General features: G+C 64.8%; 38 protein-coding genes. 14 read left to right on the top strand and 24 right to left on the bottom strand.

Features of this window, described 5'->3' with window-relative positions; all coding sequences use genetic code 11:
- Window positions 1-3: 3 nt before the first annotated feature.
- From RLDS_RS55250 to RLDS_RS39130, 24 genes are all read right to left on the bottom strand, one after another.
- On the bottom strand, window positions 4-120 hold the full coding sequence (locus tag RLDS_RS55250; protein ID WP_021225897.1) for a phage tail assembly chaperone: 117 nt from the start codon (window positions 118-120) through the stop codon (window positions 4-6).
- Window positions 120-542, bottom strand: coding sequence for a hypothetical protein (locus tag RLDS_RS39235; RefSeq protein WP_021225896.1), 423 nt, complete (start codon window positions 540-542; stop codon window positions 120-122). The genes RLDS_RS55250 and RLDS_RS39235 overlap by 1 nt, the downstream gene beginning before the upstream one ends.
- Window positions 542-967, bottom strand: a complete 426-nt coding sequence (locus RLDS_RS54510; RefSeq protein ID WP_021225895.1) for a phage tail tube protein — start codon at window positions 965-967, stop codon at window positions 542-544. The genes RLDS_RS39235 and RLDS_RS54510 overlap by 1 nt, the downstream gene beginning before the upstream one ends.
- An 18-nt stretch (window positions 968-985) precedes the next feature.
- The gene (gene gp17, locus RLDS_RS39230; RefSeq protein WP_021225894.1) at window positions 986-1,393 is read right to left on the bottom strand and encodes a tail completion protein gp17; all 408 of its coding nucleotides are present in this window, start codon (window positions 1,391-1,393) and stop codon (window positions 986-988) included.
- 3 nt (window positions 1,394-1,396) lie between these two features.
- A complete protein-coding gene (locus RLDS_RS39225) occupies window positions 1,397-1,921 on the bottom strand; it encodes an HK97 gp10 family phage protein (protein WP_021225893.1) in 525 nt (174 codons plus the stop codon).
- Window positions 1,918-2,271 (bottom strand): phage head closure protein, encoded by a 354-nt coding sequence (locus tag RLDS_RS39220; protein WP_021225892.1) that lies wholly within the window; start codon window positions 2,269-2,271, stop codon window positions 1,918-1,920. The genes RLDS_RS39225 and RLDS_RS39220 overlap by 4 nt, the downstream gene beginning before the upstream one ends.
- The gene (locus tag RLDS_RS39215; protein WP_021225891.1) at window positions 2,268-2,792 is read right to left on the bottom strand and encodes a head-tail connector protein; all 525 of its coding nucleotides are present in this window, start codon (window positions 2,790-2,792) and stop codon (window positions 2,268-2,270) included. Before RLDS_RS39215 ends, RLDS_RS39220 begins: the two co-directional genes overlap by 4 nt.
- Before the next feature lie 3 nt (window positions 2,793-2,795).
- A complete protein-coding gene (locus RLDS_RS39210) occupies window positions 2,796-3,092 on the bottom strand; it encodes a hypothetical protein (RefSeq protein ID WP_021225890.1) in 297 nt (98 codons plus the stop codon).
- 58 nt (window positions 3,093-3,150) lie between these two features.
- Window positions 3,151-4,476: a phage major capsid protein gene (locus tag RLDS_RS39205; protein ID WP_236616846.1), complete on the bottom strand. Its 1,326-nt coding sequence runs from the start codon at window positions 4,474-4,476 to the stop codon at window positions 3,151-3,153.
- A 48-nt stretch (window positions 4,477-4,524) separates the two neighbouring features.
- Window positions 4,525-5,148 carry an HK97 family phage prohead protease gene (locus RLDS_RS39200; RefSeq protein WP_021225888.1) on the bottom strand — a complete coding sequence of 208 codons (624 nt, stop codon included), beginning with the start codon at window positions 5,146-5,148 and terminating at the stop codon, window positions 4,525-4,527.
- Complete coding sequence (locus tag RLDS_RS39195; protein ID WP_021225887.1) at window positions 5,120-6,409, bottom strand: phage portal protein; 1,290 nt, start codon at window positions 6,407-6,409, stop codon at window positions 5,120-5,122. Before RLDS_RS39195 ends, RLDS_RS39200 begins: the two co-directional genes overlap by 29 nt.
- Window positions 6,409-8,190 carry a terminase large subunit gene (locus tag RLDS_RS39190; protein WP_021225886.1) on the bottom strand — a complete coding sequence of 594 codons (1,782 nt, stop codon included), beginning with the start codon at window positions 8,188-8,190 and terminating at the stop codon, window positions 6,409-6,411. The genes RLDS_RS39195 and RLDS_RS39190 overlap by 1 nt, the downstream gene beginning before the upstream one ends.
- A gap of 1 nt (window position 8,191) precedes the next feature.
- The gene (locus tag RLDS_RS39185) at window positions 8,192-8,773 is read right to left on the bottom strand and encodes a P27 family phage terminase small subunit (RefSeq protein ID WP_236616845.1); all 582 of its coding nucleotides are present in this window, start codon (window positions 8,771-8,773) and stop codon (window positions 8,192-8,194) included.
- Between the two features lie 380 nt (window positions 8,774-9,153).
- Window positions 9,154-9,465, bottom strand: coding sequence for a hypothetical protein (locus RLDS_RS39175; protein WP_021225882.1), 312 nt, complete (start codon window positions 9,463-9,465; stop codon window positions 9,154-9,156).
- Window positions 9,462-10,148 carry a DUF3164 family protein gene (locus tag RLDS_RS39170; protein ID WP_021225881.1) on the bottom strand — a complete coding sequence of 229 codons (687 nt, stop codon included), beginning with the start codon at window positions 10,146-10,148 and terminating at the stop codon, window positions 9,462-9,464. Before RLDS_RS39170 ends, RLDS_RS39175 begins: the two co-directional genes overlap by 4 nt.
- On the bottom strand, window positions 10,145-10,312 hold the full coding sequence (locus RLDS_RS56265; protein WP_021225880.1) for a hypothetical protein: 168 nt from the start codon (window positions 10,310-10,312) through the stop codon (window positions 10,145-10,147). The genes RLDS_RS39170 and RLDS_RS56265 overlap by 4 nt, the downstream gene beginning before the upstream one ends.
- Window positions 10,309-10,521: a hypothetical protein gene (locus RLDS_RS39165; RefSeq protein WP_021225879.1), complete on the bottom strand. Its 213-nt coding sequence runs from the start codon at window positions 10,519-10,521 to the stop codon at window positions 10,309-10,311. The genes RLDS_RS56265 and RLDS_RS39165 overlap by 4 nt, the downstream gene beginning before the upstream one ends.
- A 14-nt stretch (window positions 10,522-10,535) precedes the next feature.
- Window positions 10,536-10,781 (bottom strand): hypothetical protein, encoded by a 246-nt coding sequence (locus RLDS_RS39160; protein WP_152528037.1) that lies wholly within the window; start codon window positions 10,779-10,781, stop codon window positions 10,536-10,538.
- A 132-nt stretch (window positions 10,782-10,913) separates the two neighbouring features.
- Entirely contained in the window at window positions 10,914-11,420 is a 507-nt protein-coding gene (locus tag RLDS_RS39155; RefSeq protein ID WP_021225877.1) for a hypothetical protein, read from the bottom strand.
- Window positions 11,421-11,429: 9 nt separating this feature from the next.
- The gene (locus RLDS_RS39150) at window positions 11,430-12,026 is read right to left on the bottom strand and encodes a hypothetical protein (protein ID WP_021225876.1); all 597 of its coding nucleotides are present in this window, start codon (window positions 12,024-12,026) and stop codon (window positions 11,430-11,432) included.
- Between the two features lie 69 nt (window positions 12,027-12,095).
- Complete coding sequence (locus RLDS_RS39145) at window positions 12,096-12,455, bottom strand: LexA family protein (protein ID WP_021225875.1); 360 nt, start codon at window positions 12,453-12,455, stop codon at window positions 12,096-12,098.
- Between the two features lie 77 nt (window positions 12,456-12,532).
- The gene (locus RLDS_RS39140) at window positions 12,533-13,048 is read right to left on the bottom strand and encodes a YbjQ family protein (protein ID WP_021225874.1); all 516 of its coding nucleotides are present in this window, start codon (window positions 13,046-13,048) and stop codon (window positions 12,533-12,535) included.
- Between the two features lie 31 nt (window positions 13,049-13,079).
- On the bottom strand, window positions 13,080-13,607 hold the full coding sequence (locus RLDS_RS39135; protein WP_152528036.1) for a hypothetical protein: 528 nt from the start codon (window positions 13,605-13,607) through the stop codon (window positions 13,080-13,082).
- A gap of 49 nt (window positions 13,608-13,656) precedes the next feature.
- Window positions 13,657-14,046: a helix-turn-helix domain-containing protein gene (locus tag RLDS_RS39130; RefSeq protein WP_021225872.1), complete on the bottom strand. Its 390-nt coding sequence runs from the start codon at window positions 14,044-14,046 to the stop codon at window positions 13,657-13,659.
- A gap of 83 nt (window positions 14,047-14,129) precedes the next feature.
- On the opposite strand from RLDS_RS39130, the gene RLDS_RS39125 reads away from it, so the two are divergent.
- The 14 genes from RLDS_RS39125 (at window position 14,130) to RLDS_RS39060 (ending at window position 21,227) form a co-directional block, all read left to right on the top strand.
- Entirely contained in the window at window positions 14,130-14,408 is a 279-nt protein-coding gene (locus RLDS_RS39125) for a transcriptional regulator (protein WP_031298009.1), read from the top strand.
- 295 nt (window positions 14,409-14,703) lie between these two features.
- Window positions 14,704-15,183 (top strand): hypothetical protein, encoded by a 480-nt coding sequence (locus RLDS_RS39120; RefSeq protein WP_021225870.1) that lies wholly within the window; start codon window positions 14,704-14,706, stop codon window positions 15,181-15,183.
- A 110-nt stretch (window positions 15,184-15,293) separates the two neighbouring features.
- On the top strand, window positions 15,294-15,692 hold the full coding sequence (locus RLDS_RS39115; protein WP_021225869.1) for a helix-turn-helix domain-containing protein: 399 nt from the start codon (window positions 15,294-15,296) through the stop codon (window positions 15,690-15,692).
- Window positions 15,693-15,696: 4 nt separating this feature from the next.
- A complete protein-coding gene (locus RLDS_RS39110) occupies window positions 15,697-15,915 on the top strand; it encodes a hypothetical protein (protein WP_021225868.1) in 219 nt (72 codons plus the stop codon).
- Window positions 15,912-16,163: a hypothetical protein gene (locus tag RLDS_RS39105; protein WP_021225867.1), complete on the top strand. Its 252-nt coding sequence runs from the start codon at window positions 15,912-15,914 to the stop codon at window positions 16,161-16,163. Before RLDS_RS39110 ends, RLDS_RS39105 begins: the two co-directional genes overlap by 4 nt.
- Window positions 16,160-16,402 carry a DUF2312 domain-containing protein gene (locus RLDS_RS39100; protein ID WP_021225866.1) on the top strand — a complete coding sequence of 81 codons (243 nt, stop codon included), beginning with the start codon at window positions 16,160-16,162 and terminating at the stop codon, window positions 16,400-16,402. Before RLDS_RS39105 ends, RLDS_RS39100 begins: the two co-directional genes overlap by 4 nt.
- Window positions 16,399-16,749 (top strand): hypothetical protein, encoded by a 351-nt coding sequence (locus RLDS_RS39095; protein ID WP_052034109.1) that lies wholly within the window; start codon window positions 16,399-16,401, stop codon window positions 16,747-16,749. The genes RLDS_RS39100 and RLDS_RS39095 overlap by 4 nt, the downstream gene beginning before the upstream one ends.
- Window positions 16,750-16,751: 2 nt before the next feature.
- Window positions 16,752-16,931, top strand: a complete 180-nt coding sequence (locus RLDS_RS39090) for a hypothetical protein (RefSeq protein ID WP_021225864.1) — start codon at window positions 16,752-16,754, stop codon at window positions 16,929-16,931.
- The gene (locus RLDS_RS39085) at window positions 16,928-17,119 is read left to right on the top strand and encodes a hypothetical protein (RefSeq protein WP_236616844.1); all 192 of its coding nucleotides are present in this window, start codon (window positions 16,928-16,930) and stop codon (window positions 17,117-17,119) included. The genes RLDS_RS39090 and RLDS_RS39085 overlap by 4 nt, the downstream gene beginning before the upstream one ends.
- Entirely contained in the window at window positions 17,116-17,298 is a 183-nt protein-coding gene (locus RLDS_RS39080) for a hypothetical protein (protein WP_021225862.1), read from the top strand. The genes RLDS_RS39085 and RLDS_RS39080 overlap by 4 nt, the downstream gene beginning before the upstream one ends.
- Window positions 17,299-17,543: 245 nt before the next feature.
- The gene (locus RLDS_RS39075) at window positions 17,544-19,715 is read left to right on the top strand and encodes a ParB/RepB/Spo0J family partition protein (protein ID WP_021225861.1); all 2,172 of its coding nucleotides are present in this window, start codon (window positions 17,544-17,546) and stop codon (window positions 19,713-19,715) included.
- The gene (locus RLDS_RS54505; RefSeq protein ID WP_021225860.1) at window positions 19,712-20,545 is read left to right on the top strand and encodes a DUF6551 family protein; all 834 of its coding nucleotides are present in this window, start codon (window positions 19,712-19,714) and stop codon (window positions 20,543-20,545) included. The genes RLDS_RS39075 and RLDS_RS54505 overlap by 4 nt, the downstream gene beginning before the upstream one ends.
- Window positions 20,542-20,835 (top strand): hypothetical protein, encoded by a 294-nt coding sequence (locus RLDS_RS39065; protein ID WP_021225859.1) that lies wholly within the window; start codon window positions 20,542-20,544, stop codon window positions 20,833-20,835. Before RLDS_RS54505 ends, RLDS_RS39065 begins: the two co-directional genes overlap by 4 nt.
- Window positions 20,832-21,227, top strand: a complete 396-nt coding sequence (locus RLDS_RS39060) for a hypothetical protein (RefSeq protein ID WP_021225858.1) — start codon at window positions 20,832-20,834, stop codon at window positions 21,225-21,227. The genes RLDS_RS39065 and RLDS_RS39060 overlap by 4 nt, the downstream gene beginning before the upstream one ends.
- The last annotated feature ends 200 nt before the right edge of the window (window positions 21,228-21,427 follow it).

The following is a 21,427-nucleotide window of genomic DNA, read 5'->3' as shown; positions in this document are numbered from 1 at the left end:
CCATCACCTCCGTTGCTTGTTCGCGGCGATCCGCGCGTCGATCATCGACCAATATTCGTGGGGCGTGGCCGACCAGAACTGGTCGGCGCTCCACCCGAAATTCTCGAGGGCAAGGCCCATCAGGCGGCGCCAGCGGTCCTTCTCGGCTTTGCTGGAGCCGCCTTCGCTTCCCCCGATGCAGTGCGACCGCCCGACGCCGCGTCGACCAGGCACAACGTCAGCCGCGCCATCGCGCGAAAGACGCCCTCTTCGAAGATCAACTCGCCGATACGCTCGTCATCGACCTGCGCGGTGAGCTCGTCCCCCTGGGCAGCGCCGGCGCGGATCAGTTCGCCGGCGATCTGGCCCAGCTGCGTCAGGGTCAGGCCGCCGACATTGCCCGCGCGGTACAGGTCCATGATGCTGCGACCCGTCACCTCCTCGATGGCGACGATCGCGTCGTGCGACGGGCGCAGCCGATAGGTTACACCGGCGAGCGTCAGTTCATGCTCGCCGCGCTGGGCGTTGGCGGCCCTCCCTGCCGCCCGACGACGCGCCGTCATCAGGCCGTCGCCGTCAGGTCATCGACGATCGGCGCGCCGACGTTCGACAGGTCGCAGCTGAAGGTCACCGCGCCAGTCTGCGGGTGCTCGGACGAGAAATTGCCGATCGCCACCGTGCCATGATATTTGATGATGCTGCCCTTCTTGATCTGAAGGTTGATTTCGGGCGGCTGCGCCTTCGATGCGTCCGACAGCAGCTTGAACGCGGCATCGGGCAGCTTCAGATTGCCCGACGGGCTGATCGTGATCTTCTGCTTGCCATAGCTGGTGCCGCCATAGGCGCCGCTATCCTTGTCGGAAATGTCGATTTCCTGCGAGGAACGGCGGAAGCTGAAGCCGGTTTCGCCGCCCAGCGCGGTGAATACCTCCGCCTCCTCGCCGTCGCCGAAACAGACGCGCCAGTCCTGACCATATTCGTTTGCCATGTGATGTCTCCCTGCCGGTTAGGCCGGCTCTGCGATGAATTCGAAGGTGCTGATGCCGGCATAGGTGACGCCATCGGCGCCGGCATTGCTGACGGTCGCGCCCAGATAGATGGGGCGCTGGAACGCGATGCCGTCGGCCTCCAGCGCTGCGCCCTCCAGGCAGACGCGCGCCGCGTGCATCAGCGCCATGAGCGGGGCCCGGCTTGGCCCCCGGGTCACGAAATGCAGTTCGACGGTCATATTTTCCGCCTGCGCGCCCTTGCTGCCTTCATTGGCGGCGTCGATCGACCCGACCATGACGAAGGGCGGCTGCGTGTCCTGCTTCACATGCTGGTGCACGGATCCCAGCGCCGGCGGCACGCCCGCCTTCAGCTTCGCGATCACCGCGTCCTGCGATGGCGTGAAAAGGTCGACGAAATCGCTCATGGATCAGGCCCCGGCCTTGGACAGCGTCTGATCCCAGAAATTGACGAGGCGCTGCGTCGCCTCCTCCTGGGCATTGGGCACGAAGATGAAAGGGTGCGGCGCGCGCGCCTTCACCTTCATGGAATAGGTCGATGCGATATCGGCGGCCAGCTTCCGTCCCCGCGCCTTGCGCAATATTGCCTTCTGCTCGCCGCCGCCGATCGCGACCTTCACCCGCCGCCGGCGCTGAACGATGACCGTCTGCGCCTTCCGGCCGAATTCGATGATGCGCCCGTAGAACAGGTTGCTCTTGCCGCGGCCCTGCGTCAGCAGGCCGATGCGGACCTTCAGCTGCTCGAGCATCAGCCAGACGCTCAGCCCGCCGCGCAGCGCGCCGGTGCGCTCCGGCGCTGCCGCCTGTTGCCGTTCGCGCAAATCCCGGCCGATGATCGCCAGCTCGACGCCCAGCTGATCGTGCGCGGCATCGCTGATCTGGTCGAAGCGACGAAGCACCATCTCCGTGCCTTCAAGCCGCGAATATTGCATCATGGCGCATCGCTCCGCGCGCCCTCGGTCGTGGCGATGATGATCAGATCGCGCCGGGTGCCGATCGGGTCGACAGCGGAGGTGATGTTCAGGTTCAGCTCGCCGAAACGGACTTGGTCGGCCGTCTTGATCTTGTCGGTGTACCGCGTTCTGAATCGATAGACGGCGATGCTCTGCAGGCTCTGATCCAGCATGGCCTCTCGACCGTTGAGCCCTTCCGCTTCAGCCCAGGGCTCGGCGATCGTCGTCCAGCTGGGGATATACGCTCCCTTGCCGTCTTCGATCTCCTCCACCCGTCGGATCAGCAGCTTATGACGCCGCTTCCGGCTATCCGACCATCGGTTCGCGCTCATAGCCAGATTCGATCATTCACGGTGGCGGCAAAAAGATCGAACGTTGTGCCGTCGAACCGGGCTCGCACCGCTTCCTTCAAGGCGATCGACAGGGAAGGCGGGAGGCTTTCCCCATATCCTACCTTCATGGTGACGCGCACGCTGCCTGCAACGGGTACCGGCCAGGACAAGCCTGGCGCTGGGCGAATGCCGCGATCGAGGTCAGTGCCAAACAGTTCATAGGCACCGTCCGCGACCGCGATCTCTGCGCCGGAACGATCGCGATAGGATAGCGAAACCACCTCCGCGACAGGTCCGACATTGAGGTGACGGAGATCATCGAAATTGTCGGCCTGGATCTGGACCACCTGCTCCTGCAGGCGAATGGACGTCATTCGCTCGATCTCGGCCGCAACGCCCGTCACATAATCCGCGATCTCGCCGTCCAGGTCGTCGCCATCGATGCGAAGGAACAGCTTCATCTTCGCCGGGTCGATGACATCGCCCTCGGGTGGTGTGACGACGATCGGCGCGCTGAGCATGGATCAGGCGTCCGCCGGCGGATCGGTCTCGAACGCGAAGCCCGCGTCGATGAGGCGCTGCGCTTCGGAAGGCTCGCCATCGGGACCGGGCTGATCGCAGAACGGATGTTTCCAGCCGGGCGACAGCGAATATTGGGTGCCCGAGATCCCGACCTTCATTTCGAGCCAGCGTGTCGGCCCTTCGGCAGATTCGACTTGGCCAGCAACTGCCGCCCCCGGCTGAGTTGCTACATTGGCCGTCGGGGCAGGTGCCGCGGCGGAACGGCGCGCAGGACGCGCGGTGGATGTCTTGTTGACCATGGGAGTTCCTCTCTCGCGCCGGGAGCGGCAACGCCGCTCCCGGGTTTCAGAGCGGCGCTTACGCCTGCTTCAGGTGCTTCACCGCGGCCGCATCGAGCAGATCGCCGTCGTAACGGATGAGACCCGCCATGCCGACCTTGGGCCAGAAGCGTTCCCGTACCGTGCCGATCAGGGGCGATCCGACCTTTCGGACGGTATAGCGGCTGAAGTCGCCGAACAGCACCGATCGGTTGCCCGTCGCCATCTGCGGCACGTCGTCGTTGACGGAATAAGGCTTGCCGAGGATGATGTCGGGCGCGTTGGCACGGACATCGCCCATCTGCCACAGGAAGTTGCCCTGTCCGTCCTTGAGCTTGCGGATCGCGGCCAGGGTGGTGTCCGAGAACATCCAGCGGCACGAAGGGCTGCGGCGGTAGGCCTGGTTGACCGAATGCTGCAGGTCGATCAGCTCGTCGGCGACGATCGCGGTCGCCGAGGCGGCGGTCTTTCCAATGGACGAGGCGACGACGATGCCGCGGGCCTGGTTGACGCCGGTGCCGATGGTCAACTGCCGATTGGCACGCCGGCCGAGGCGCTCGCCCAGCTTGCGGCCGACGAAGCGCTCGATGTTGAACACGGAGTCCTGGAGCAATTCGAAGCTGATCTTCAGCCAGGGCGTCGCGTCCACATAGGCGCTGAGGCTCGCCTCGCCGAATTCCAGATCGCCGCTGTCGTCTTCCAGCAGGTCTTCCGCCTCGTCGAGCGCGTCTGCGCTATTGCCGGTGTCGTCGTTGGTCGGGATGTCGAAGGGGTTGCCCGAACTGGTGACCATCTCGTCGGTGATGCCCGGATCATACATCGGTCCCCAATCGAGCATGGTTTCGACGATGCGGTTCGCCAGCGTGGTGGGAACCGTGTAGCCGCCGGCAGCCGGCGAGCCCGCAGTCTGCGTCCGGTTTTCCACGTAGCCGCGACGCAGCAAAGAGCGCTGTTCGGCCGTGAGAGCGCCGACGTCGCCGCCCTCGCTCAGCATTGCGTAGAAGACATCGCGATATTCCGCCTGCAGCTGTTCGTCGCTGCGCTCTTCGCCTTCGCCGCCTTCCTGGCCGCGATGATGCACATCACGACCACGCGGGCGGTTGCGCGATCGGCGTTCCTCTTCATCGCGCTCGGCGGCTGCGGTGCGCTCTTCGCGCTTGATCCGCAGATCCAGCGCATCGACTTTGCCCATGATGGCATCGTGGCGCTGCTCCAGCTCGGTAGCCTTGCTGGTGTCGGTTTCCTTCTCGGCCTGGCTGAGCAGGTCGCGCGCCTCCGCGACGAGCTGGCCCCGCTCCTCATAATATTGGGTGAGAATAGTCATCTCATGCTCCTGATAAAGAAAAGGCCCCGGCTCGCGGGGCATGCAGGGCGAGAAGCGGGTGCTTTCGCCACCTCCGGCCTGACCGGGAACTCAGATCTTGCGTTCGGCCTGCGCCAATCGCATGCGTTTGCTGGCAATTCTTCCGATCGCACCGGCCTTGTTGTGGCTGCGGCGTTCCTGGCGAGCGCCTTCAAGGGATCGCAGCCCGACCTCGGTCTGGCTCCATACCGGCACCGGGGTGTAGGTGATCTCGTAAAGCTCGCCTTCCAGGATCGTGCGGCGGGGGGGATCTACGGAATCGTCCCACTCCTGTTTCGTCGCGCGAAATCCGAAAGACATTCCGGGGATGTCGCCGCGCTCGATCTGCACGGCCAGATCGCGCCCGTCCGATGTGTCGGGCAGCGGGTTTTCGAAGGCGAGCCCCTTGGCGTCAGACCGCAGCGACAGAGTTCCGGCATTTTTCCGACCCAGAACCCGTCCTGTGTCATGACTATGGATAGCCAGGACGTCCCGCTGCTGCAGGGACTTGTCGAATGCTCCGGGCGCGATCGTCTCGATCCAGAGATCGAAGACATTCGCCTCCTGGTCGTACAGCACGGCATAGCCGGCGGCGGTCCGGGTGTCTGTCGCGCCTTCGAGCGAACGGAGCTCCAGCCCTTCGGTCAGCGCACGGACCTCGCGATCGTCAGTCTTGGGTTTTGTCGGTGTCGGCATCGTCGCCGCTCTCCTCATTGTCGTTGAGCGGAGGACCGCCATTGTGTCCCAAGGGCGCAGTGCCGAGTGGCACCGTGGCCCCCTGAATATAGAGCTTGGCGCCGGCGCCGGATGGATCGGGCGGCCGATCCTCGAGCGCGCGCCCCTCATCCGGTGTCATCTGGCCGGTCATGATAGCGCGGGCGATACCCTCGATTCTGTCCTTGAACGCCCCGCGCTGCATGCCATCAAGGTTATGCTTGACCTTGCGGCTGCGCCGGCGCTGGCCGAACAGCTTTAGGTTGAGCTCGTCCTCGAAGGCCTTGGCCCATTGGCCAAGCGTATGTTTCACCAGCTGCAGATCCTGCTGCTCGGTGTTGGAAAAGGTGCCCTTCGACAAATCCTGGACGAACACTGGAGGCAGGCCCCAGATTCGGGCCACCTCCTGGATCTGAAAGAGGCGCGCTTCGGTCATCTGGCCCTTTGCGGGCTCGATGCCGATCGGCTTCAGCGCGTGTCCAGGCGGCATCCCAAAGAAGGGCGCGCCGGCCTTCTTCGCCATGTCGATTGCGCGCTTGATGTCCGCCTGCGCCCGCTTGAACGCCTCCGCGCCTTGCGGCAGAGGCCCTTCCAGAGAGAGCGGAGGCACGCCGCCGCTCGCGAAAAAGCTGCCGGCGAAATCATTCATGGCGATAGCCAGCGCGATCGCCTTGCGACCGAGGAAGATCGGGCTGTAATGGCCCACCAGGTCGGACTTCGGCATAAAGCAGACGTCGATGACATCAGCCGCGCGATATTCGCGTCCTTCGTAGACGAAGTATTTGCGGCCGTCGCGTCGCCGGATCGAAGCTTCCTTGGGGTCCATGGGCCAGATCGCGACGGGTTTGGTCCCGACGCGTTCAATGTAACTCATGCCTCGGCCGCCGGTGAAAACCTGCTGCCACTTGTGGCGGCGCCATTCGAAGCTGGACGTCTCTTCGTTGGGCGCCTCGTTGAGCAGCATGGCGAGCTGGCCGTCCTGCTTCTCTCCGCCTTCGCCACCGCGGAAGGCGTGAAGGGGAAGGCTGGCCAGTGCGCGCGATAGGAACCCCACTGCGCACATAACACCCGGGACGCCGAGCGCCGCGTCGATCGAAACCGGGGGCAAGGCTCCGCGACTGTCCAGCACCCCCAGCATCGCCAGCAACGCTTCGGGATTTTCGCTCAGGCGATAGGTAGGATCCTCGAGCGAGCGCATTTCGCGGCGCGCAAGGTTCTGCCGGACATAATCATCGGGCGACATCAGGCTTCGTCCGCCCCGCTAATGCTGAATTCCGGATCATCCCAGGGCGATGCAGGCACTTCGTCTTCCTCCTGGCCCATGTGGACGCCGATCGCGCTCATCAGCGCGACCGGATTGTCGATCTTCAGATGCGCCTGCCCGTCCGGCTTGTTCGGGTAGACATTGTCTTTCTTGTCCGGCGTGCCGACCACGTTGGAGATTTCCCACTCCATCACCGGGTCGCCGCCATGGATGATGAGGCGGGCCCGCATCGCCGCGTCCAGCTGCTTCATCGGCTCGCTGAAGTTCAGCACCGTTGGCCGGTATTCGACCACGGGAAATCCCTCCTTCGCCAAGCGCGTGGAAAGCTGTGTAGCCTGAAACGGGTCGTAAGGGACCGCCACGATCTCCAGGACCTGCTGCAACTCCTTCAGCAGATCCTCGATCTCGTCATAATCGACGATATTGCCGATCGTGACGTCCAGAAGGTTCTGGCTGTCCCATCCCTGATAGTGCGGCACGTCGGCAACGGTGTCCGCCGGCAGGAAATAGAACCCGAAGCGGATATAGGGATCGTCTCGGGTGGCCTTCTCGCCGATCGGCAGCACGAGTACCTCGACCGCAGCGATATCGACCTTCGACGCCATGTCGAGACCGACGATCGCCTTCCGGCCGCGCAGCCATTCAAGCTTCAGCGCATCCCGCGCCCGTTCGGGCACTTCCGGATCCTTGCATTTGCGCCAGGCTTCCACATCGAAATAGGCGGCCTTCGCCGACACCCAGAGATTGAGGTGCTTCGTCTTGAAGACGCCGGCCTTCCGGGGCGTGGCGACGGCATCGCGTTGTCTCGCGCGCAGGAAGTCCATCGACACCGAAACATCAGCGTTCGGATTGGCCTTGCGGAGCGCGGTCTCCGACTTCCAGTCGTCCGCCTCGTCGATTGAATACTCGACGAAGAGCGTCTCGTCATCGAGCGGTGGACCGCCATCGTGGCCGATCCCGGCCAGTTTCTTCCGTTCCTCCTGGATCAGGGCGTAACAGGGGCCGGCGAGGTTGTCGCCGGCGGTGGTGATCAGCAGTTGCAGCGGTTGGTCGCGCGCGCCCATGCCGGTGACCATGGTGTCGACCTGACCGTCATCGGCATGCTCGTGATATTCGTCATGGATCGAGCAGCTGGGCGATTGGCCATCGCCGGGATCTCCGATGATCGTCTCGAACTTCGATCCGTCCTGGATCCGGCTGATCGCCTTGGCGGTGAGCTCGATCCCGAAGCGCCGCTTGAGCGCCGGCGTTCGGTCGACCATCAATCTGGCAGGTTTGAATACTTCCCACGCCTGCTTTTCGTTTGTCGCGCCGGAATAGACCTCGGCGCCGAACTCATTGTCGGCGCACAGCATATACAGGCCGATGCCGGCGGCGATCGCCGACTTACCGTTCTTGCGAGGAACGACGAGAAACAGCCGGCGGAACCGGCGCAGCCCCTTTTGCGCCCCGGCCTTATGCAGCCACCCGAAAGTGGTGCAGATGATCCAGACCTGCCACGGCTGCAGGACTAGGCGCTCTTTCGTGCGCGCCCATTTGCCCTTCGAATGCGGCAGCTTCTCGATGAAGCGACATGGCCGCGCTGCGGCGTCCTCGTCAAAGACGAAGGGAAACTTCGCAGCACGATTCCGGCTTAGCTTCAGTTCATCCAGGAACCGACGGCATTGAAGCCGAATTTGCAGGCCGGCGGGCTGCTTGCCGCTGCAGACGTCGCTCGCATATTTGCGGGCGATCCCCGCATAATCTCGAGCCTCCGACACATCAGAAGTCGTCGAAGTCGCCGGCTTCCTGCTTGTGCCCGCTGGCGATCTTCAGGGCGGCAGATGGGTTAAGCATCAGATCTCCGAGGAGCGACTGTGCGTGCCGCAGCGCCTCGGACAGCATCGCGACAGCCGGATGCGCCTTGATCATGACCTGGATCAGCCCACCTTCGCCCTTCTTTTCGCTGCGATAGGTGCAGCCTTCGATGTCGAGCACGGCCTGGTACATGGCGATTTGCTCCAGCCTGACCGCGAGCAGTCCGACATGCTCGGCGTAATGCGGGCTGGACCGCTTCTGCTCGGCCAGGATATTGGCGATCGTCTCAAAATGACCGCGCGCGATTTCCGACAGGTGCAGCGGCGCGATCATTGGGCCGAGCGGGACGTCGTCATTGACTTTCCCGTCGCGATCGTCGCGAAACGTGCCTTGCACGACCTTCAATTCCGGCGCTTTGCGCTTCCGGCCCGCACCTGGACGGGATCCACCACTGGCCATCCCGCCCCCTTTTTTACCCTTTGAATTCGACCGCGCGCAAAAATGTTTGACGAGCGGTGTGGGCCCCGGGATCGCCCCGGAAATCACCCCTCCCCCTCCCCGATTGGGAGCCGACGGCGGACCCGAGGTCATCCGGCGTCATCCGCTGCGGCGGCGGGCCCTGCCGGACTCCTTCGCCGTCTTGGCCTTGCTGTGCGGCCAGCAGAGGCCTTGATAGTTTGATCGGACCGTCTTGCCGCCTTCCGCTTGGTTGACGATGTGGTCTGCCACGGCGGTAGCTCGGGGGGGAACGACGCCTTCCGCCAAGCACTGACGGCAGATTGGCTCCTCGGCCATCACCAGCTTGCGCATCGCCCGATGGTCGGCACCATAGCCTCGCTGCTGCGCCGACCGGCCCGTGCTCGTCGCCCAAGGCTCAGGCGCCCGCCAACCGGGAGGACGAAAGCGCGGTGCCTGCGTCGGCACCGTCAGGCCTCGCGCGCCGTCTGCGCCTCGATCTCGGCCAGCAGCCGCTTGCCGCTGTCATCCACTGCGCCAACGCCCAGCGCCACCAGCGCATGGCCGGGCACGATCATCGAATTCTCGTCCAGCGTATCGAGCCAGGCCCGCCCAGGCGCACCAGCGACGGCCACGGTCAGGCGATGCTCGGCGCAGGTGAAGATGCTCGCGCTCACATCCCTGCTGCGCCAGCACACTACATCGATGGCGCACCCGGCAATCTCGGCCGACCGTTCCAGCTGACGGATAAGCCGCTCACCAGCGACTAGCTCGGGGCTCATGCCGCCGCCACGTCGATGGTGATGGCTTCCCATGCAGCCTGGGCATTGGCCCGCTGATACATGCGGATATAGCGCTTGGAGCCAACCACGCGGATGCTGTCGCGTATGGCCTTCATCGCGCTCTGCCACCGCCCGTCACCAATGTCATAGCGCAACAGCGAAAAGAGCGCGCTGCGGTTCAACCGGCCCTGGCTGTCCACGTCGAAGGCGCGGGTTATGATCGCGCGGATCTCGGTGCGGCTGTCGGCCGACCATTCGCGCAGGCATTCGTCGACCAGGCCCTTCGCTACCTGCAGTTCCGGCCCGAACAGGATATTGTCCGCCACCGCGACCTTGATTTGAAAGCAGCCGTCATAGGATGTGAAGACGAGGTTGCCCTTCGCCCCGCCGCGCTGCGCCTGATATTCCTGCTCCAGCAGGGCGACCAGCGCATCGACATCATCAAAGCTGTGCTGGCGAAAGCGCGCGATCTGCGCCGACAGGGGCAGCGCATGGCCGATGATCTTGCGGACCAGTTCGTCCTGCAGCTTGTCGATCGGCTTGACGACGTCGTCGGGGATCAACCCGCCATCGGCGTTCGTCCAATAGAGCTTGCCGTCGATCTCGCGCTGGCCAGCCATTGGCGACACAACGCCGTCGCCGGGCCCGGCGCTCGTTGTGCCATCGCCATTAAGCACGGTCACCGCGATCCGCTCCCGTACATGCGGCCAAAGATGTCGCGAGCGCGATCAGCCGCTTCGGCCGCCTTCAGCTGCGCCACGACAGTGCGCAGCCACCGCTTCGTCACGCGGACTTCGCCCTCGCCTTCCGCCACCTTTTCAAGCGCGGCGATATCGACCTGAGTCACGACGCGGCGGCCCGGCGCAGATCCATCACGCGCGGCCAGCGATAGCCGATCGGCGCACATTCCGGCTCGGGTCCCAGGATCAGTCCGCCGCGCGCCACGCGCACCGGGCGTTCGCGCCCCAATAGATCCTTGACGATGCGATAGGGCGTGCGCGCATAGCCGCGCGCCTTCAGGCCGCGAATTTCCATCCGGCGGGTCAAACTGCTCATGATGCTCTCCAGGCTCAACCCCACCAGCCGCGCGATGCCTTGCCGTCCGTTTCGAACGCGATCGGCGCGGCCGACGCGTCCCCGCGAAAGGGGGCGACGATGGAGGCCGCGATCGCCCGGGCCCGCTCTTCAAGGTCGGCATGATGCAGATCATGGCGACGGCGGGGGTTCAGGCGGGCATCCCGGATCAGCTCGTCCAGCGCATGGCTGGCATTTTCCAAACTGTCGGGTATCGAAGGCCGGGTAGGCGTCTGAGCCATGATCGAACCTCCATCGACGCGAAAAAGCCCGCCGATGGGGGGATCGGCGGGCTTCGGACGCACTTAGCGCGGGGTCGTTTCTGGCACTTTCATGGCCATTTTGGCAGGCCCGTTTTTGTACCGCTCCGCACTTTACGTGGGCAGCAGCCCTAGCAGAGCCGATGCGCACCCGGCCACGAAGAGGATAATGCCGACACCTGCCATCGCCATGCCTCGAGCATAATGACGTTTACCGCTGCTGTTATGCGCGATCTCGGCCGAGCGATCCATCTGCGGTTCGTCCATGACGATGGCGCGGTCGAAACGCTCGGCCTCTTCCATAGCCTGAAAGTAGAACATCTGCTGCGACAGAAAGGCCATGATGTGCGCAGCGAGCGTGAACGCGAGGCCCAGAACGAAACAAACGAAGGCGGCCCAGATCGGCACCACCGACACATGGATCGGTGAGCCTTGCTTGCCGATGAGATTGCCCAGAAATGTGAATAGTCCAATGATCGCGCCACCATTGGCGATCATCAAAGCATTGAGCAGCTTTTCGGCAAAGCTGGCCTGGAACCGGACGCGCTCTGCGGCATCGGCATAGGCGGCATCGCGCGATCGAACGATGTTGGAGCGGCTGCGGCCTTTTAATTCGGTCATGGCATCCTTCTACAGCAATCCCGCATGGGCCGCGACCAGGTCCGCCGCACTGACTTCCTTGCGCACATCGCGATGGACACGCGCCCACATATGCAGCGCTTCGACCAGCAGCCGGCGCGCCCGCCGCACATGCACGCCGTGCGCCGCCGCCGCGCGCGACAGGCCGACATCGTGCAGGATGACGTCCAGCGCCAGCGCCGCAACCTTCGGTGCCAACTGCGCCCGCCACCGGCCATAGGCCATTTCCAGCCGCACCGCGCCCAGCGCCTCGAAGAACGCGTCGCCGTGCCGCGACGTGTCGACCCGTGTTTCCAGCGATGCCGTGCGCACTTGCGCATCCGCCATGATCCGCTCGGCCGCCGCAGCGATCTCCTGCGACCAGGCCACCTCATCGTCATCCAGCAGCCCTGACGCATGCAGCCGCGCGATCGCACCCGCGCGCCGGCGGCTGTGCGCCTCGTGCGTTTCCGGTGTGCCTTCGCGCTTGTGCGACCAGCGCTTCAGCATCGCGGCGCGCTGCTTGCGCAACCGGCGCTGTTCCTGGTCGGTGCGGCGGCGCGCCGTGGTGGCGGGATCGGCGATGGCGGGGACGGTCTGCATCATCATCACCGCAATATGCCCGCGCCCGCGCGCGCGCGGCAGGACCGCTTCTGTACCGCTTGCCCGATGGTCGACCTAATTGATGGTCAACCGGCCGCGATCGTCCAAGTCCAGCAACGGCGGCGCCGGCGCCGTCAGCTCCCGGCGTCCGGGATTGACGATGTAGCCGATCGCCTGCAGCTGGCGCACCGCCTCGTCATGGGCGCTGATCGGCGTGATCCCGCGCGTCTTTCCCGGCTGCCGGTTGATCAGCTGATCGCGCTCCAGCTTGCGCACCGCGTCCTGGATCCGCGATCGCGCGCAATCGAGCGCATTGGCCATTTCCGTGATGGTGGGCCCGACCCCATGAGCGGAATAGAAGGCGCGGATGAAGTCCAGCAGCTGCAACTTGCGGCTGACCATCGTCGGCGTCAGCCGGATCGCCTCGACCTTCATCGCGAACTGCCTCCCTGCGCGTGGGAGAACATAAGGGGAAAGCGTTGAAAAAGCTAGGCTGTGTAGAACAATGAGGCTCAACCCGACGCGGCCGAAAGGAATAGTGATAGAAGCACGAAGGCGAAGACTATCAATCCGATGATGATCGCGGGGTTATTGTTATCCTTCAGCGGCTCCATATGGACGGATGACATTGTCGCAGGAGACGGCGGGGTTTCGTCAGGAACTTCCGGTGTCGGCGGCAACATGGCTGTCTGCCTGTCGGCGCCGCAATAGCGGCATTTGGTCGCCGCGCGCTTGATCGTCTCCGCGCACACGTCGCAGGTCACCTCGTCGGACACGCGCGTCACCGCCATCCCTCTCGCCTTCAGGCTCTTCCAAGACGTGAAGCTGATCCCGCTGTCATATGTGACGTCGACGACTGCATTAGCACCAACCTTGGCAGCCAGAGCCCGCAGGCGTCCGTTCGCTTCTTCGATTGTCGGTGCCGGCATCAAGGCGTTGGATGCCTCGCACTTGACCTCCAGAGCGCGGATCGGCGTGAATTCGAAGGTCGGTTTTCCGACAATGATCTCGATGTCTTCCAGCTTCATGAATGCCCCCCTCCAAATTCAACGTTGCGCTTCACTTCGCGACTTCTTCGACAGCGGCGATGATGCTGAGCGGGATTTGTAGCAGCAGCGTGTTGGCGGAATTCTCACCCCTCACCTGGATTGGTACGATCGTGCCTTCCGCATATTTCTTGATCTGCTGCGGAGTAGGAAAAGCGATAAAGCTCTCTGAATAGGAGCATCCATAGCGACAGCTAATTACGTCTCGGTCGATATTTGTGAACTCCACGGCCTCGCCGCCCTTGAAGATCGCGCTGTCATATCGATGCCAGTCGCCAGAGTAGGTCACGAAGCCTTGGATGGACAATCGCGCCGTTTGGCCGGGTCGTATAATCTTCGCCACCATGAACTGACCACGCTGTCGGCCGCTGCCTTGGATGTCGAACTCCCCCGACGAATATTCCTTTCGGCCAGCAAACTCGTCCGTGGACACTTTCACTGCTAACCCGTTGCTGGCGACGATGCTGCTCTCGACCATCTGTGCGGATGCCGTCGGCACCACGCTTAACGCTAGCAAAACTGTCGCGACGATTCCCCGCATTATTTCCCCCTTAACCGCAGACATATTGGCGCGCTAAGCCGCCATCCAGCTACTTAGTCTTTTCCCCTCGATATCCCCGCGCGGGGGCGTGCACCGTCTGAGACGGCACTGGACCTCCCGCCATTGTCCTGGCGATCTGCAGCAAAGCCCGGCGATCGGCCGAGGTCAGATTTTTAAAACTGTCGATTAGATCGCGTTCGTCCGCATCGAGCATTGGCAGCGCTGGTGCGTCCCCCTGCGGATCGTCCGTTTCCCCTGAGAGATAAGCCGGAGTCGTTTGCAACTCGCGCGCAATCTTGTGGATGTGCTTGGAGCCATAGCCGAGCCCTGAAACGAGCCTGTAGATAGTGGCTTGGCTGACGCCTACCCGGCGTGCCAGCTCAGACTGAGAGAGCTCACGATCAGCCAGAAGATGCGAAAGGCGCGTCGGTTCGATCACGCGGCTAAACTAAACCTTTTCGTTTAGGCTGCACGAAACGTTTAGATGTTGACTCCGTTAAACGTTTTCCTTTAGCTACACGCATGAGTTTGACGCTGTCCCCGATTCAAGCGCTGCAACAGGCCGTTGAGACCGCCGGCTCGCAGTCGGCTTTGGCCCGCCTTCTGAAGGTATCGCAGCATGCTGTCTGGCACTGGCTCAATAAGGGTGACGCCGAAAAACCCCTCCCCGCCGAACACGTTCTGAAGGTGGAAGAAGCCACCGGCATTTCCCGCCACGATCTTCGCCCCGACCTCTACCCGCGCGAAGCGATCCCATCGCCACAAGGCGACGACGATCGTCTCGAAGGGGTGCGGCCATGATCGCATCCCTTTCCGCTATGGCGCTAGCACGCCCCCGTCTCTCCCAATCCTCGCGCGGCTTTGGGCTGCGCGTCCTGACCCCCGGCTCCCGACACGCCGCCGGGCACACTGCCGCCGCCGGATCCGCCCTGAACAACCGTTATCCGGCGGCGGCCTTCCTTCCTGTCCTTTTGGGGTGCACCGGCCATCCCCGTCCGTCTGCAGCCCGCATCCTGGCCGATGCACCACGCGCGACGGCAAAGCCCCGCTGTTGGCTAAAAGGCCTTCGGGTCGCACCGATGCGGGGTGCCGGACAATGACGAAGGAGCGCGCGCCCATCTCGCTCGACGCAGCGCTCGCGCGCATCGCCGGGCAATTGCCGGGCAGCTGGGCCGACATGGCGCGGCTCACCGGCTATGCCGAACGCACCGTGCGCGCCTGGGGCGACGAGGACCGGGACGAGCAGATCAACCTGCCCGCCGCGATCGCGCTCGACATCGCCTTTCAGGCGGCCGGCGGCGCTGGCCTGCCCTGCTATGAGGCCTATGGCTATATGGTCGGCGCGGCCCAGCGCACATCCTTCGTCAACGCCTTCGACATCCTCCAGCTCGCGTCCGTCGTCGTCCGCGAAACCGGACAGGCCGAAGCCGCCCTGATCGACGCCGCCCTGCCCGACGCCACCGCAGGTGACCGGCGGGAGGCGCAGCGCGAACTGATCGAGGCGATCGAGTCGATGAAACGCGCCCTGCTCGTCCTCGAACAGGTCGACGCCCCACGCGCCCAGGCCCCGCCCTGATCGCCCGGCGGGACGCCGCCGATCAAAACCCGATGAAGAAAGCCCAGCCACCCGGCGCACCGCGCTTCCGGGATGGCCTTTCTGTTGCCCGCTTATGGGAGCGCCGCCCGATGATGACCCCCGGCACCTATCTGAAAAAGCGCCGCGTCGCCGCTGGCCTGACGATCATCGACCTGGCGGCCATGGTCCACACCAACCCGCGCTGGGGCGGCGTCGACAAGGTCGCGTGGATCGACCGTATCGAGCGCGACATCGCCGCGCTGAGCCCCGACGTCATCGCCACCCTGGCGGATGCCTTCCGCTTTTCCCGCACCGTCCTGGGGCAGCTCATCACCATCCGCAGCTATGGCGAGGACGCGATCGACCCCGCCCCGCGCCTCTGCATGACCTGCGGCTGCTCCGAGCAGGATGCCTGCTTCGACGGCCATGCCACCTGCAGCTGGTCGGGGCCCGACAGCTGCACCGCCTGCGTCCCTGCCCCGTCCCGGTCCTTCGCAAAGGAGAACTGATCCCATGAACGCGCCCTTCCGCCCCAGCAAGCATGGCCGCCGCGACTATGCGCTGGATGATCCCGACACCGCCTTCTGGCATCAGCCCGCCCCCCGCCTGACCTTTATTGACGATACGGACGCGGACATCGCCGCCGATCTGCGCGAATTCAACCGCCTCTGGATGGCCGGCACCATCGCCGGTTTGATCGTATCCGCCCTGTTCTGGTGGTGGCAGGGATGATCGGGCCAGCATTGTCCGAACAGGTCGTTCAGCGCCTCAAGGAAGCGACAGTGGTCGGTCTGGAGCCGGAACTTCGCGAAGTGGCCCAGGACGACAATATCCCGCCCGATCAAATGATCTGGTCCTTGCTTCAGATGCATCTCGAAGGTGCCGTGGCCGTGGTCGCGAGTGCACCGCAAAATATGCGCTTCGACATGAGCACCGCAGTCGCGGCCTTCCTCGGCTATGAAATGGGGCGCCTGATATGAGCGAAGGCAACATCGCCGCCGATCAGCTGCGCCAATATATCGAGCGCATCGAGCGGCTGGAGGAGGAAAAGAAGGGCGTCGGTGACGACATCAAGGATGTCTATCTCGAAGCAAAGGCGACCGGGTACGACGGCAAGATCATGCGGCAGATCATCCGCCTGCGGAAGATGCAGCCCCATGATCGGCAGGAAATGGAGGCCATCCTCCAGACCTATCTCGCCGCGCTGGGGATGGAATGATGATCGATCATCCACTCTCGGCCTTTGAGGCACTGCTGGGGCCGATCGTCAACCGCGACGATCAGGATTTCCCGCCCATGTCGCAGCCGGCGCTTTTGACGGATAAGGGAACGGTCTTTGCACCACACCTTTTTTATCCCGGCATAACGGTCGAACTGCCGGTCTCGAGGGGCACAGGTTTGGCATGGGCGCCGATACCGGAAATCTCGAATGTTCTGTTGCTATTGGCTGGCGGTAATCCTGCGGAGCCAACGGACGAGTCGATCGCAGTCACGCTGAGCCACGCCGGTGTGAAGGCGTTGATCCGCGACCTTCAACTGATTGAGCGGCAGATGGAGGGCATGTAGCGATGGCCACCCGCTCCGCCACCCGCGCCCGCCGCGCCGCGCCCTACACCGCCGACGAACTGCGCGCCATGTTCGCCGCCGGCGACAGCGTGTCCCAGATCCACGGCCGCGCCTACCGGCTCGACCGCACCATGACAAAGGATCGCCTCCGCGCGATCCTGTACGCGCCCGTCACGGCATGATGTGCGTCGGCCTGCACGATCGCATCGCCGCCAGCCACGCCCGGCTGCAACGCGGGCGTGTCTGGTGCCGGTCCTGCGGCCGCTCCACCCGCGTCGATCCGGTCGGCGCCCTGCGCCACGGGTGGCCGCGCTGCTGCGACGCCACCATGACGATCGACGCGCCTGGGGAGAGGGAGGCGATCCCGTGAGCAAACAGTCAGTGACATCCATTGCGGACGCTGCCGCCGTTGCGGACTGGCTGGATCAGCAGGGCGAGCACAAACGCGCGAATGACGTGCGGCGGATATGCCGATCTAACGTATCCCTGCGGAACACCTGCTCGCTGCTGTACAAGGATAACATGGCGCTTCGCGAGACGCGTAAGTGACCGCAACCGCCGCCCTCTGCGCCTGCGCCGAATGCCGCGCGCTCGATGCGCAATTTCCCAATGACGGTCGCCAGCTGCTGCTGGTCGCCTCCCCCGACGCTGCGTCTGCCACTTCCCCAGGCTCGCCCCGGCAGGCGCTGCGGGTGCGGACCGGGCCTACGCCCTCCCGGTCCGCACCATCCAATCCCGAAACCAACCGCACGCCAGAAAACCGCACAGAGGAGTGCATATCCAGGAGAACACCCATGTCCGTTACCACGATGACCATCGACGCGCTATGCGTCTCGCCCTTCAATGTTCGCACCAACCAGGCCGACGCCAACGCCGTCGACGGCCTTGCCCAATCCCTGCTGAAGCGCGGGCAGCTTCACCCGCTGACCGTCCACCCGATGAAGAACGGGCGCGGCAAGAAGCGCACATGGGGTGCGATCGCCGGCGGCCGCCGCCTGCGCGCCTTCCGCAAGCTGATCGACGCCGGCAGCCTGCCCGCCGACCACCCGATCGACGTCGTCATCACCGACATCAGCGACGAAGGCGAATTGCGCGAGCTCAGCCTCGCCGAAAATCTTCCGCGCCGCGACCTGCGCTCCTACGAAGTATATGCTGCCGTCGCCAATGCCCACGCCGCCGGTCGATCGTTGCAGGAAATCGCCGAGACCAACGGCCAGACCGTCGACGTTGTGCGCGGTTGGGCGCGGCTCGGCAATCTGCACCCGACGATTTTCGCGGCGCTGGAGGCCGGCGAGATCAGCCAGGATCAGGCCAAGGCCCTGGGCGCGACCGAGGATGTCGCCCTGCAACTGCACGTCTTCGAACAGATCAGCCGCCACGCGATCGGCGATTGGCGGCGCGGCGCGGCCGAAATCCGCAAGCTGATGAAGGTCGGCGATCGCGAACTGGAAAAGATGCTGCGCTTCGTCGGCGCCGATGCCTATGCCGCCGCCGGCGGCCGCTATGAGCTCGATCTCTTCGCCGACCAGGCCGACCAGCGCGGCCGCGTCGCCGACGAAGGGCTGCTGCTCCAGATGGCCGACGCAAAGCTGGAGGCGATCCGCGCCCGCGTGCGTGGGCAGGTCGCCAACGCCGGCGGCCCCGCCGTCCTGAAATTCGAAAGCGTCGCCCCGCGCCTGATGCTGGGCAGCTATGACCAGGGCGTCGATCATGCGCTGGAGATCCTCGCCGAAGCCGTCCCCGGCGACGCGGCCGACGCGCAGCTGCAGGCCTGGCTTGGCTATTGGATGGGGCGGATGGAGGATCAGGCGATCGCCGCCCTCGATGACGCGGATCTCGATGAGGCGACCGTCGCCCACATCATCGCCGCGATCGACGAGCAATATGAACCGCTCGAAGCAATGGCCGATCAGCTGCAGGACCGTCTGCATATCGCCCTGCCGACAAGCAGCGCTTATGCGACGCTGATCGTCACCGACGATGGCGATGCCGAATTGCGCTTCTGGTGGGCGGACCGCAAGGCGAAGCAGAAGGCCGAAGCCGCCGCCCGCAAACTGCCTGACGCCCCGGACGCCAGGCCGGTGTCGGCCGGCCCGATCGCCAGTGCGATCGCTGTCACTAAGGTCGCGCCCGCGCCGCTGGCCGGGTCGGGCGAAGCGATCGAAAATGGCGGCGGCTGGGACAAGCGCCGCATCGCTGACGAAGCGATCCGCGACGAACATGGCCTGACGGCCGATGGCGTGCAGATCATGCGAACGCTGCGCCGGGAAATGCTCCGCGCGATGCTGGTCGAACAGGCCGAAGGCGTGCCGGCGGGCGATACGCCGCTGGCGCTCGACTATCTTGTCTGGTCGCTGGCGCGCGATCGCCTGACCGCCGCCGGCATCATGCAGCCGGGGCGACAGGCGCATGAGCGCGGCATGGCCGGCCTGTCCGTGCGCCATGAACTGGTCGCCGGCGCGGCGGCCTTTGTCGACGCGACCCAGGCGCACTCGACATGGAAATATGCGGTCGAGCGGATCAAGGCGCATCCCAGTATGGCGGGGCCGGATCTGATCGAAGCCTTCGACGCCTACCGCGCCGAGGGTCAGGACTTCCGTGCCATGGTGGCGGCGATCGTCGTCGGCTGCGCGCTCGAACGCTCGGCCAACGCACCCGGTTATCAGGTCGCGCTGCATGATCGCCTCGCCACCCTGGCCGGCTTCACCGATGGCGATCAGCACGAACTGGTGGAACCGACCGAGGAACTGCTCGACCTGCTGCCCCGCGCCAAGCGGCTGGAACTGGTCCACCCCCATGTCACCCATGGCGAATATCTCGCCATCGAAAAGCTCAAGGCCTCCGAACTGTCCGCCCCCGTTGTCCGCGCGCTGCGCCGGGTCAAGACATGGGTCCACCCCATGCTCCGCTTCTCACGTGAAGCCCCCGGCACCTTGGCCCGGGCCTATGAGGAGCAGGCGGCATGACACAGAAAATCCGCTACGCCGCCGCCAAGGGCAGCCTGCCCGTCCTGCAATATCTGACCCCCGGTCAGCTGCAGGTCGATGCCAGCTACCAGCGCTCGATCGAAAATGGCCAGAGCCGCAACCTGATCGCCCGGATCGCCAAAGACTGGAATTGGGATCTCTACCAGGTGCTGGTCGTCTCCCGTCGCGGCGACCAGGGCCTGTTCGTCGTCGATGGGCAGCACCGCCTGCAGGCGGCGAAGCTGCGCGGCGACATTGGGCAGCTGCCCTTCGTCGTCGCCACCTATGCCTCCGCGCAGGAGGAAGCGGCGATCTTCGCTCAGCTGAACCGCCAGCGCACGCCGCTCAAGGCCCTGGACATCTTCAAGGCCGCGCTCGCCGGCCGCGATCCCGAAGCCTGCGCGGTCATGAGCCTGATCGCCAATGCCGGCCTGTCGCTGGCGACCAGCACCAACAATGTCGACCAGGCGCCCGGAGCGATCAGCAATATCGGCGGCATCCGGGAAGCGCGGCGCAGCTGGGGCGACAAGTCGACGCTGAAGGCGCTCCGCGTCATGGCCCGGGGCTTCGACGGTCAGGTCATGCGCTATGCCGGCACCATCTTCGGCGGCATCGCCGGAACGGTCGGCGCAGCCGACAAGGCGGGCCGCCCGATCAGCGAGGCGCTGCTGGTCGCCGTGCTGGGCGGTCAGGAACAGACCGATTGGTACCGGGATATCATGAGCCACAAGGCCAAGTTCCCGGAGATGCGCACACCCGACGCCGCCGCGCACATCATCACCACATCCTACGAAGAGGCCGCGGCCGACGACGAGGAGATCGCGGCATGAGCGACGATTGGAAAGTCGGCGATCTCGCTGTCTGCATCGACGACCGCTGGTGCGGCTGCGGCCGCGCCGACTGTGGAATGAAGGCGGTCGCCCCGCGAAAGGAGCAGCTGCTCCGCGTCAGCGCGGTCCACAGCGTCATCAACCGGCAGTTCCTGCGCTTCGACGAAGGCCCCGCCGATCATTTTTGGCACGCCGTCGCCTTCCGCAAGGTGAAGCCCGACACAGGCGCCGCCGACGACGCGCTATGGGTGGAGCAGCTCCAGCATCTTCGTCGCCGGGTGCCGGCATGAGCACACCATGGATAGCCGGCGTCACCACCGGCCCGGACCTGGTCGCCAGGATCCGCGCCGCCGCCGCGCGCCGATCGCTGCCGGTCGAGGAGTTCCTCCGCCCGCTCGTCGGCAACAAGGGCGGGGTCAGCTGGCTGAAGGAACTAGGCCGCGCCCACTACCCGCTAGCCCGCACCATCACACGGGTCAGCGATCTGGTGGAGGGGCGACCGATCACGCCGGCGCGTACCTACCAAAGACAGCCCTCGGCTGGATCGACCGACCGGGCCGTCCCGGTCGACGACCCCGTGTCCGCGCCCATCGACCGCGAGCCCTGCTTCAAATGCGGCGTGCGCGGCGACATCGGCTGCCGCCATCGTCCAGCAGCACCGGCCAACATCCATGGTTTGTGAGACGATCCATCTTGAGGGCGGAGGCCGCGCGATCGTCTGTTCCTCGCGTCGTCGCCCGCGCTGCGCCTGTGGCCGCCCCGCCCCATTGCTCTGTGACTGGAAGGTGCCGGATCGCAAGAGCGGCACATGCGACGCCCCGATCTGCCACGACTGCGCGACCGAAGTCGCGGCCGACAAGCATCTTTGCCCCGCGCATGACA

Origin of the sequence: Sphingobium lactosutens DS20 (genome assembly GCF_000445105.1) — a bacterium.
GTDB classification, from domain to species: domain Bacteria; phylum Pseudomonadota; class Alphaproteobacteria; order Sphingomonadales; family Sphingomonadaceae; genus Sphingobium; species Sphingobium lactosutens.
This window is presented reverse-complemented; position numbering and strand designations above follow the sequence as displayed.

What these genes read in the sequence shown, in the direction of transcription:
- RLDS_RS39160 (WP_152528037.1), bottom strand. Translation starts at nt 10,781, where the DNA reads ATGGCTCAGACGCCTACCCGGCCTTCGATACCCGACAGTTTGGAAAAT.
- RLDS_RS39090 (WP_021225864.1), top strand. Translation starts at nt 16,752, where the DNA reads ATGGCCACCCGCTCCGCCACCCGCGCCCGCCGCGCCGCGCCCTACACC.
- RLDS_RS39095 (WP_052034109.1), top strand. Translation starts at nt 16,399, where the DNA reads ATGATGATCGATCATCCACTCTCGGCCTTTGAGGCACTGCTGGGGCCG.
- RLDS_RS39140 (WP_021225874.1), bottom strand. Translation starts at nt 13,048, where the DNA reads ATGAAGCTGGAAGACATCGAGATCATTGTCGGAAAACCGACCTTCGAA.
- RLDS_RS39135 (WP_152528036.1), bottom strand. Translation starts at nt 13,607, where the DNA reads ATGCGGGGAATCGTCGCGACAGTTTTGCTAGCGTTAAGCGTGGTGCCG.
- RLDS_RS54505 (WP_021225860.1), top strand. Translation starts at nt 19,712, where the DNA reads ATGACACAGAAAATCCGCTACGCCGCCGCCAAGGGCAGCCTGCCCGTC.
- RLDS_RS55250 (WP_021225897.1), bottom strand. Translation starts at nt 120, where the DNA reads ATGGGCCTTGCCCTCGAGAATTTCGGGTGGAGCGCCGACCAGTTCTGG.
- RLDS_RS39235 (WP_021225896.1), bottom strand. Translation starts at nt 542, where the DNA reads ATGACGGCGCGTCGTCGGGCGGCAGGGAGGGCCGCCAACGCCCAGCGC.
- RLDS_RS39075 (WP_021225861.1), top strand. Translation starts at nt 17,544, where the DNA reads ATGTCCGTTACCACGATGACCATCGACGCGCTATGCGTCTCGCCCTTC.
- gp17 (WP_021225894.1), bottom strand. Translation starts at nt 1,393, where the DNA reads ATGAGCGATTTCGTCGACCTTTTCACGCCATCGCAGGACGCGGTGATC.
- RLDS_RS39085 (WP_236616844.1), top strand. Translation starts at nt 16,928, where the DNA reads ATGATGTGCGTCGGCCTGCACGATCGCATCGCCGCCAGCCACGCCCGG.
- RLDS_RS54510 (WP_021225895.1), bottom strand. Translation starts at nt 967, where the DNA reads ATGGCAAACGAATATGGTCAGGACTGGCGCGTCTGTTTCGGCGACGGC.
- RLDS_RS39165 (WP_021225879.1), bottom strand. Translation starts at nt 10,521, where the DNA reads ATGAGCAGTTTGACCCGCCGGATGGAAATTCGCGGCCTGAAGGCGCGC.
- RLDS_RS39195 (WP_021225887.1), bottom strand. Translation starts at nt 6,409, where the DNA reads ATGTCGCCCGATGATTATGTCCGGCAGAACCTTGCGCGCCGCGAAATG.
- RLDS_RS39220 (WP_021225892.1), bottom strand. Translation starts at nt 2,271, where the DNA reads ATGAGCGCGAACCGATGGTCGGATAGCCGGAAGCGGCGTCATAAGCTG.
- RLDS_RS39155 (WP_021225877.1), bottom strand. Translation starts at nt 11,420, where the DNA reads ATGACCGAATTAAAAGGCCGCAGCCGCTCCAACATCGTTCGATCGCGC.
- RLDS_RS39100 (WP_021225866.1), top strand. Translation starts at nt 16,160, where the DNA reads ATGAGCGAAGGCAACATCGCCGCCGATCAGCTGCGCCAATATATCGAG.
- RLDS_RS39145 (WP_021225875.1), bottom strand. Translation starts at nt 12,455, where the DNA reads ATGAAGGTCGAGGCGATCCGGCTGACGCCGACGATGGTCAGCCGCAAG.
- RLDS_RS39215 (WP_021225891.1), bottom strand. Translation starts at nt 2,792, where the DNA reads ATGCTCAGCGCGCCGATCGTCGTCACACCACCCGAGGGCGATGTCATC.
- RLDS_RS39150 (WP_021225876.1), bottom strand. Translation starts at nt 12,026, where the DNA reads ATGATGATGCAGACCGTCCCCGCCATCGCCGATCCCGCCACCACGGCG.
- RLDS_RS39120 (WP_021225870.1), top strand. Translation starts at nt 14,704, where the DNA reads ATGACGAAGGAGCGCGCGCCCATCTCGCTCGACGCAGCGCTCGCGCGC.
- RLDS_RS39175 (WP_021225882.1), bottom strand. Translation starts at nt 9,465, where the DNA reads ATGAGCCCCGAGCTAGTCGCTGGTGAGCGGCTTATCCGTCAGCTGGAA.
- RLDS_RS39065 (WP_021225859.1), top strand. Translation starts at nt 20,542, where the DNA reads ATGAGCGACGATTGGAAAGTCGGCGATCTCGCTGTCTGCATCGACGAC.
- RLDS_RS39110 (WP_021225868.1), top strand. Translation starts at nt 15,697, where the DNA reads ATGAACGCGCCCTTCCGCCCCAGCAAGCATGGCCGCCGCGACTATGCG.
- RLDS_RS39115 (WP_021225869.1), top strand. Translation starts at nt 15,294, where the DNA reads ATGATGACCCCCGGCACCTATCTGAAAAAGCGCCGCGTCGCCGCTGGC.
- RLDS_RS39210 (WP_021225890.1), bottom strand. Translation starts at nt 3,092, where the DNA reads ATGGTCAACAAGACATCCACCGCGCGTCCTGCGCGCCGTTCCGCCGCG.
- RLDS_RS39225 (WP_021225893.1), bottom strand. Translation starts at nt 1,921, where the DNA reads ATGATGCAATATTCGCGGCTTGAAGGCACGGAGATGGTGCTTCGTCGC.
- RLDS_RS39105 (WP_021225867.1), top strand. Translation starts at nt 15,912, where the DNA reads ATGATCGGGCCAGCATTGTCCGAACAGGTCGTTCAGCGCCTCAAGGAA.
- RLDS_RS39060 (WP_021225858.1), top strand. Translation starts at nt 20,832, where the DNA reads ATGAGCACACCATGGATAGCCGGCGTCACCACCGGCCCGGACCTGGTC.
- RLDS_RS39205 (WP_236616846.1), bottom strand. Translation starts at nt 4,476, where the DNA reads ATGCCCCGCGAGCCGGGGCCTTTTCTTTATCAGGAGCATGAGATGACT.
- RLDS_RS39200 (WP_021225888.1), bottom strand. Translation starts at nt 5,148, where the DNA reads ATGCCGACACCGACAAAACCCAAGACTGACGATCGCGAGGTCCGTGCG.
- RLDS_RS39125 (WP_031298009.1), top strand. Translation starts at nt 14,130, where the DNA reads ATGAGTTTGACGCTGTCCCCGATTCAAGCGCTGCAACAGGCCGTTGAG.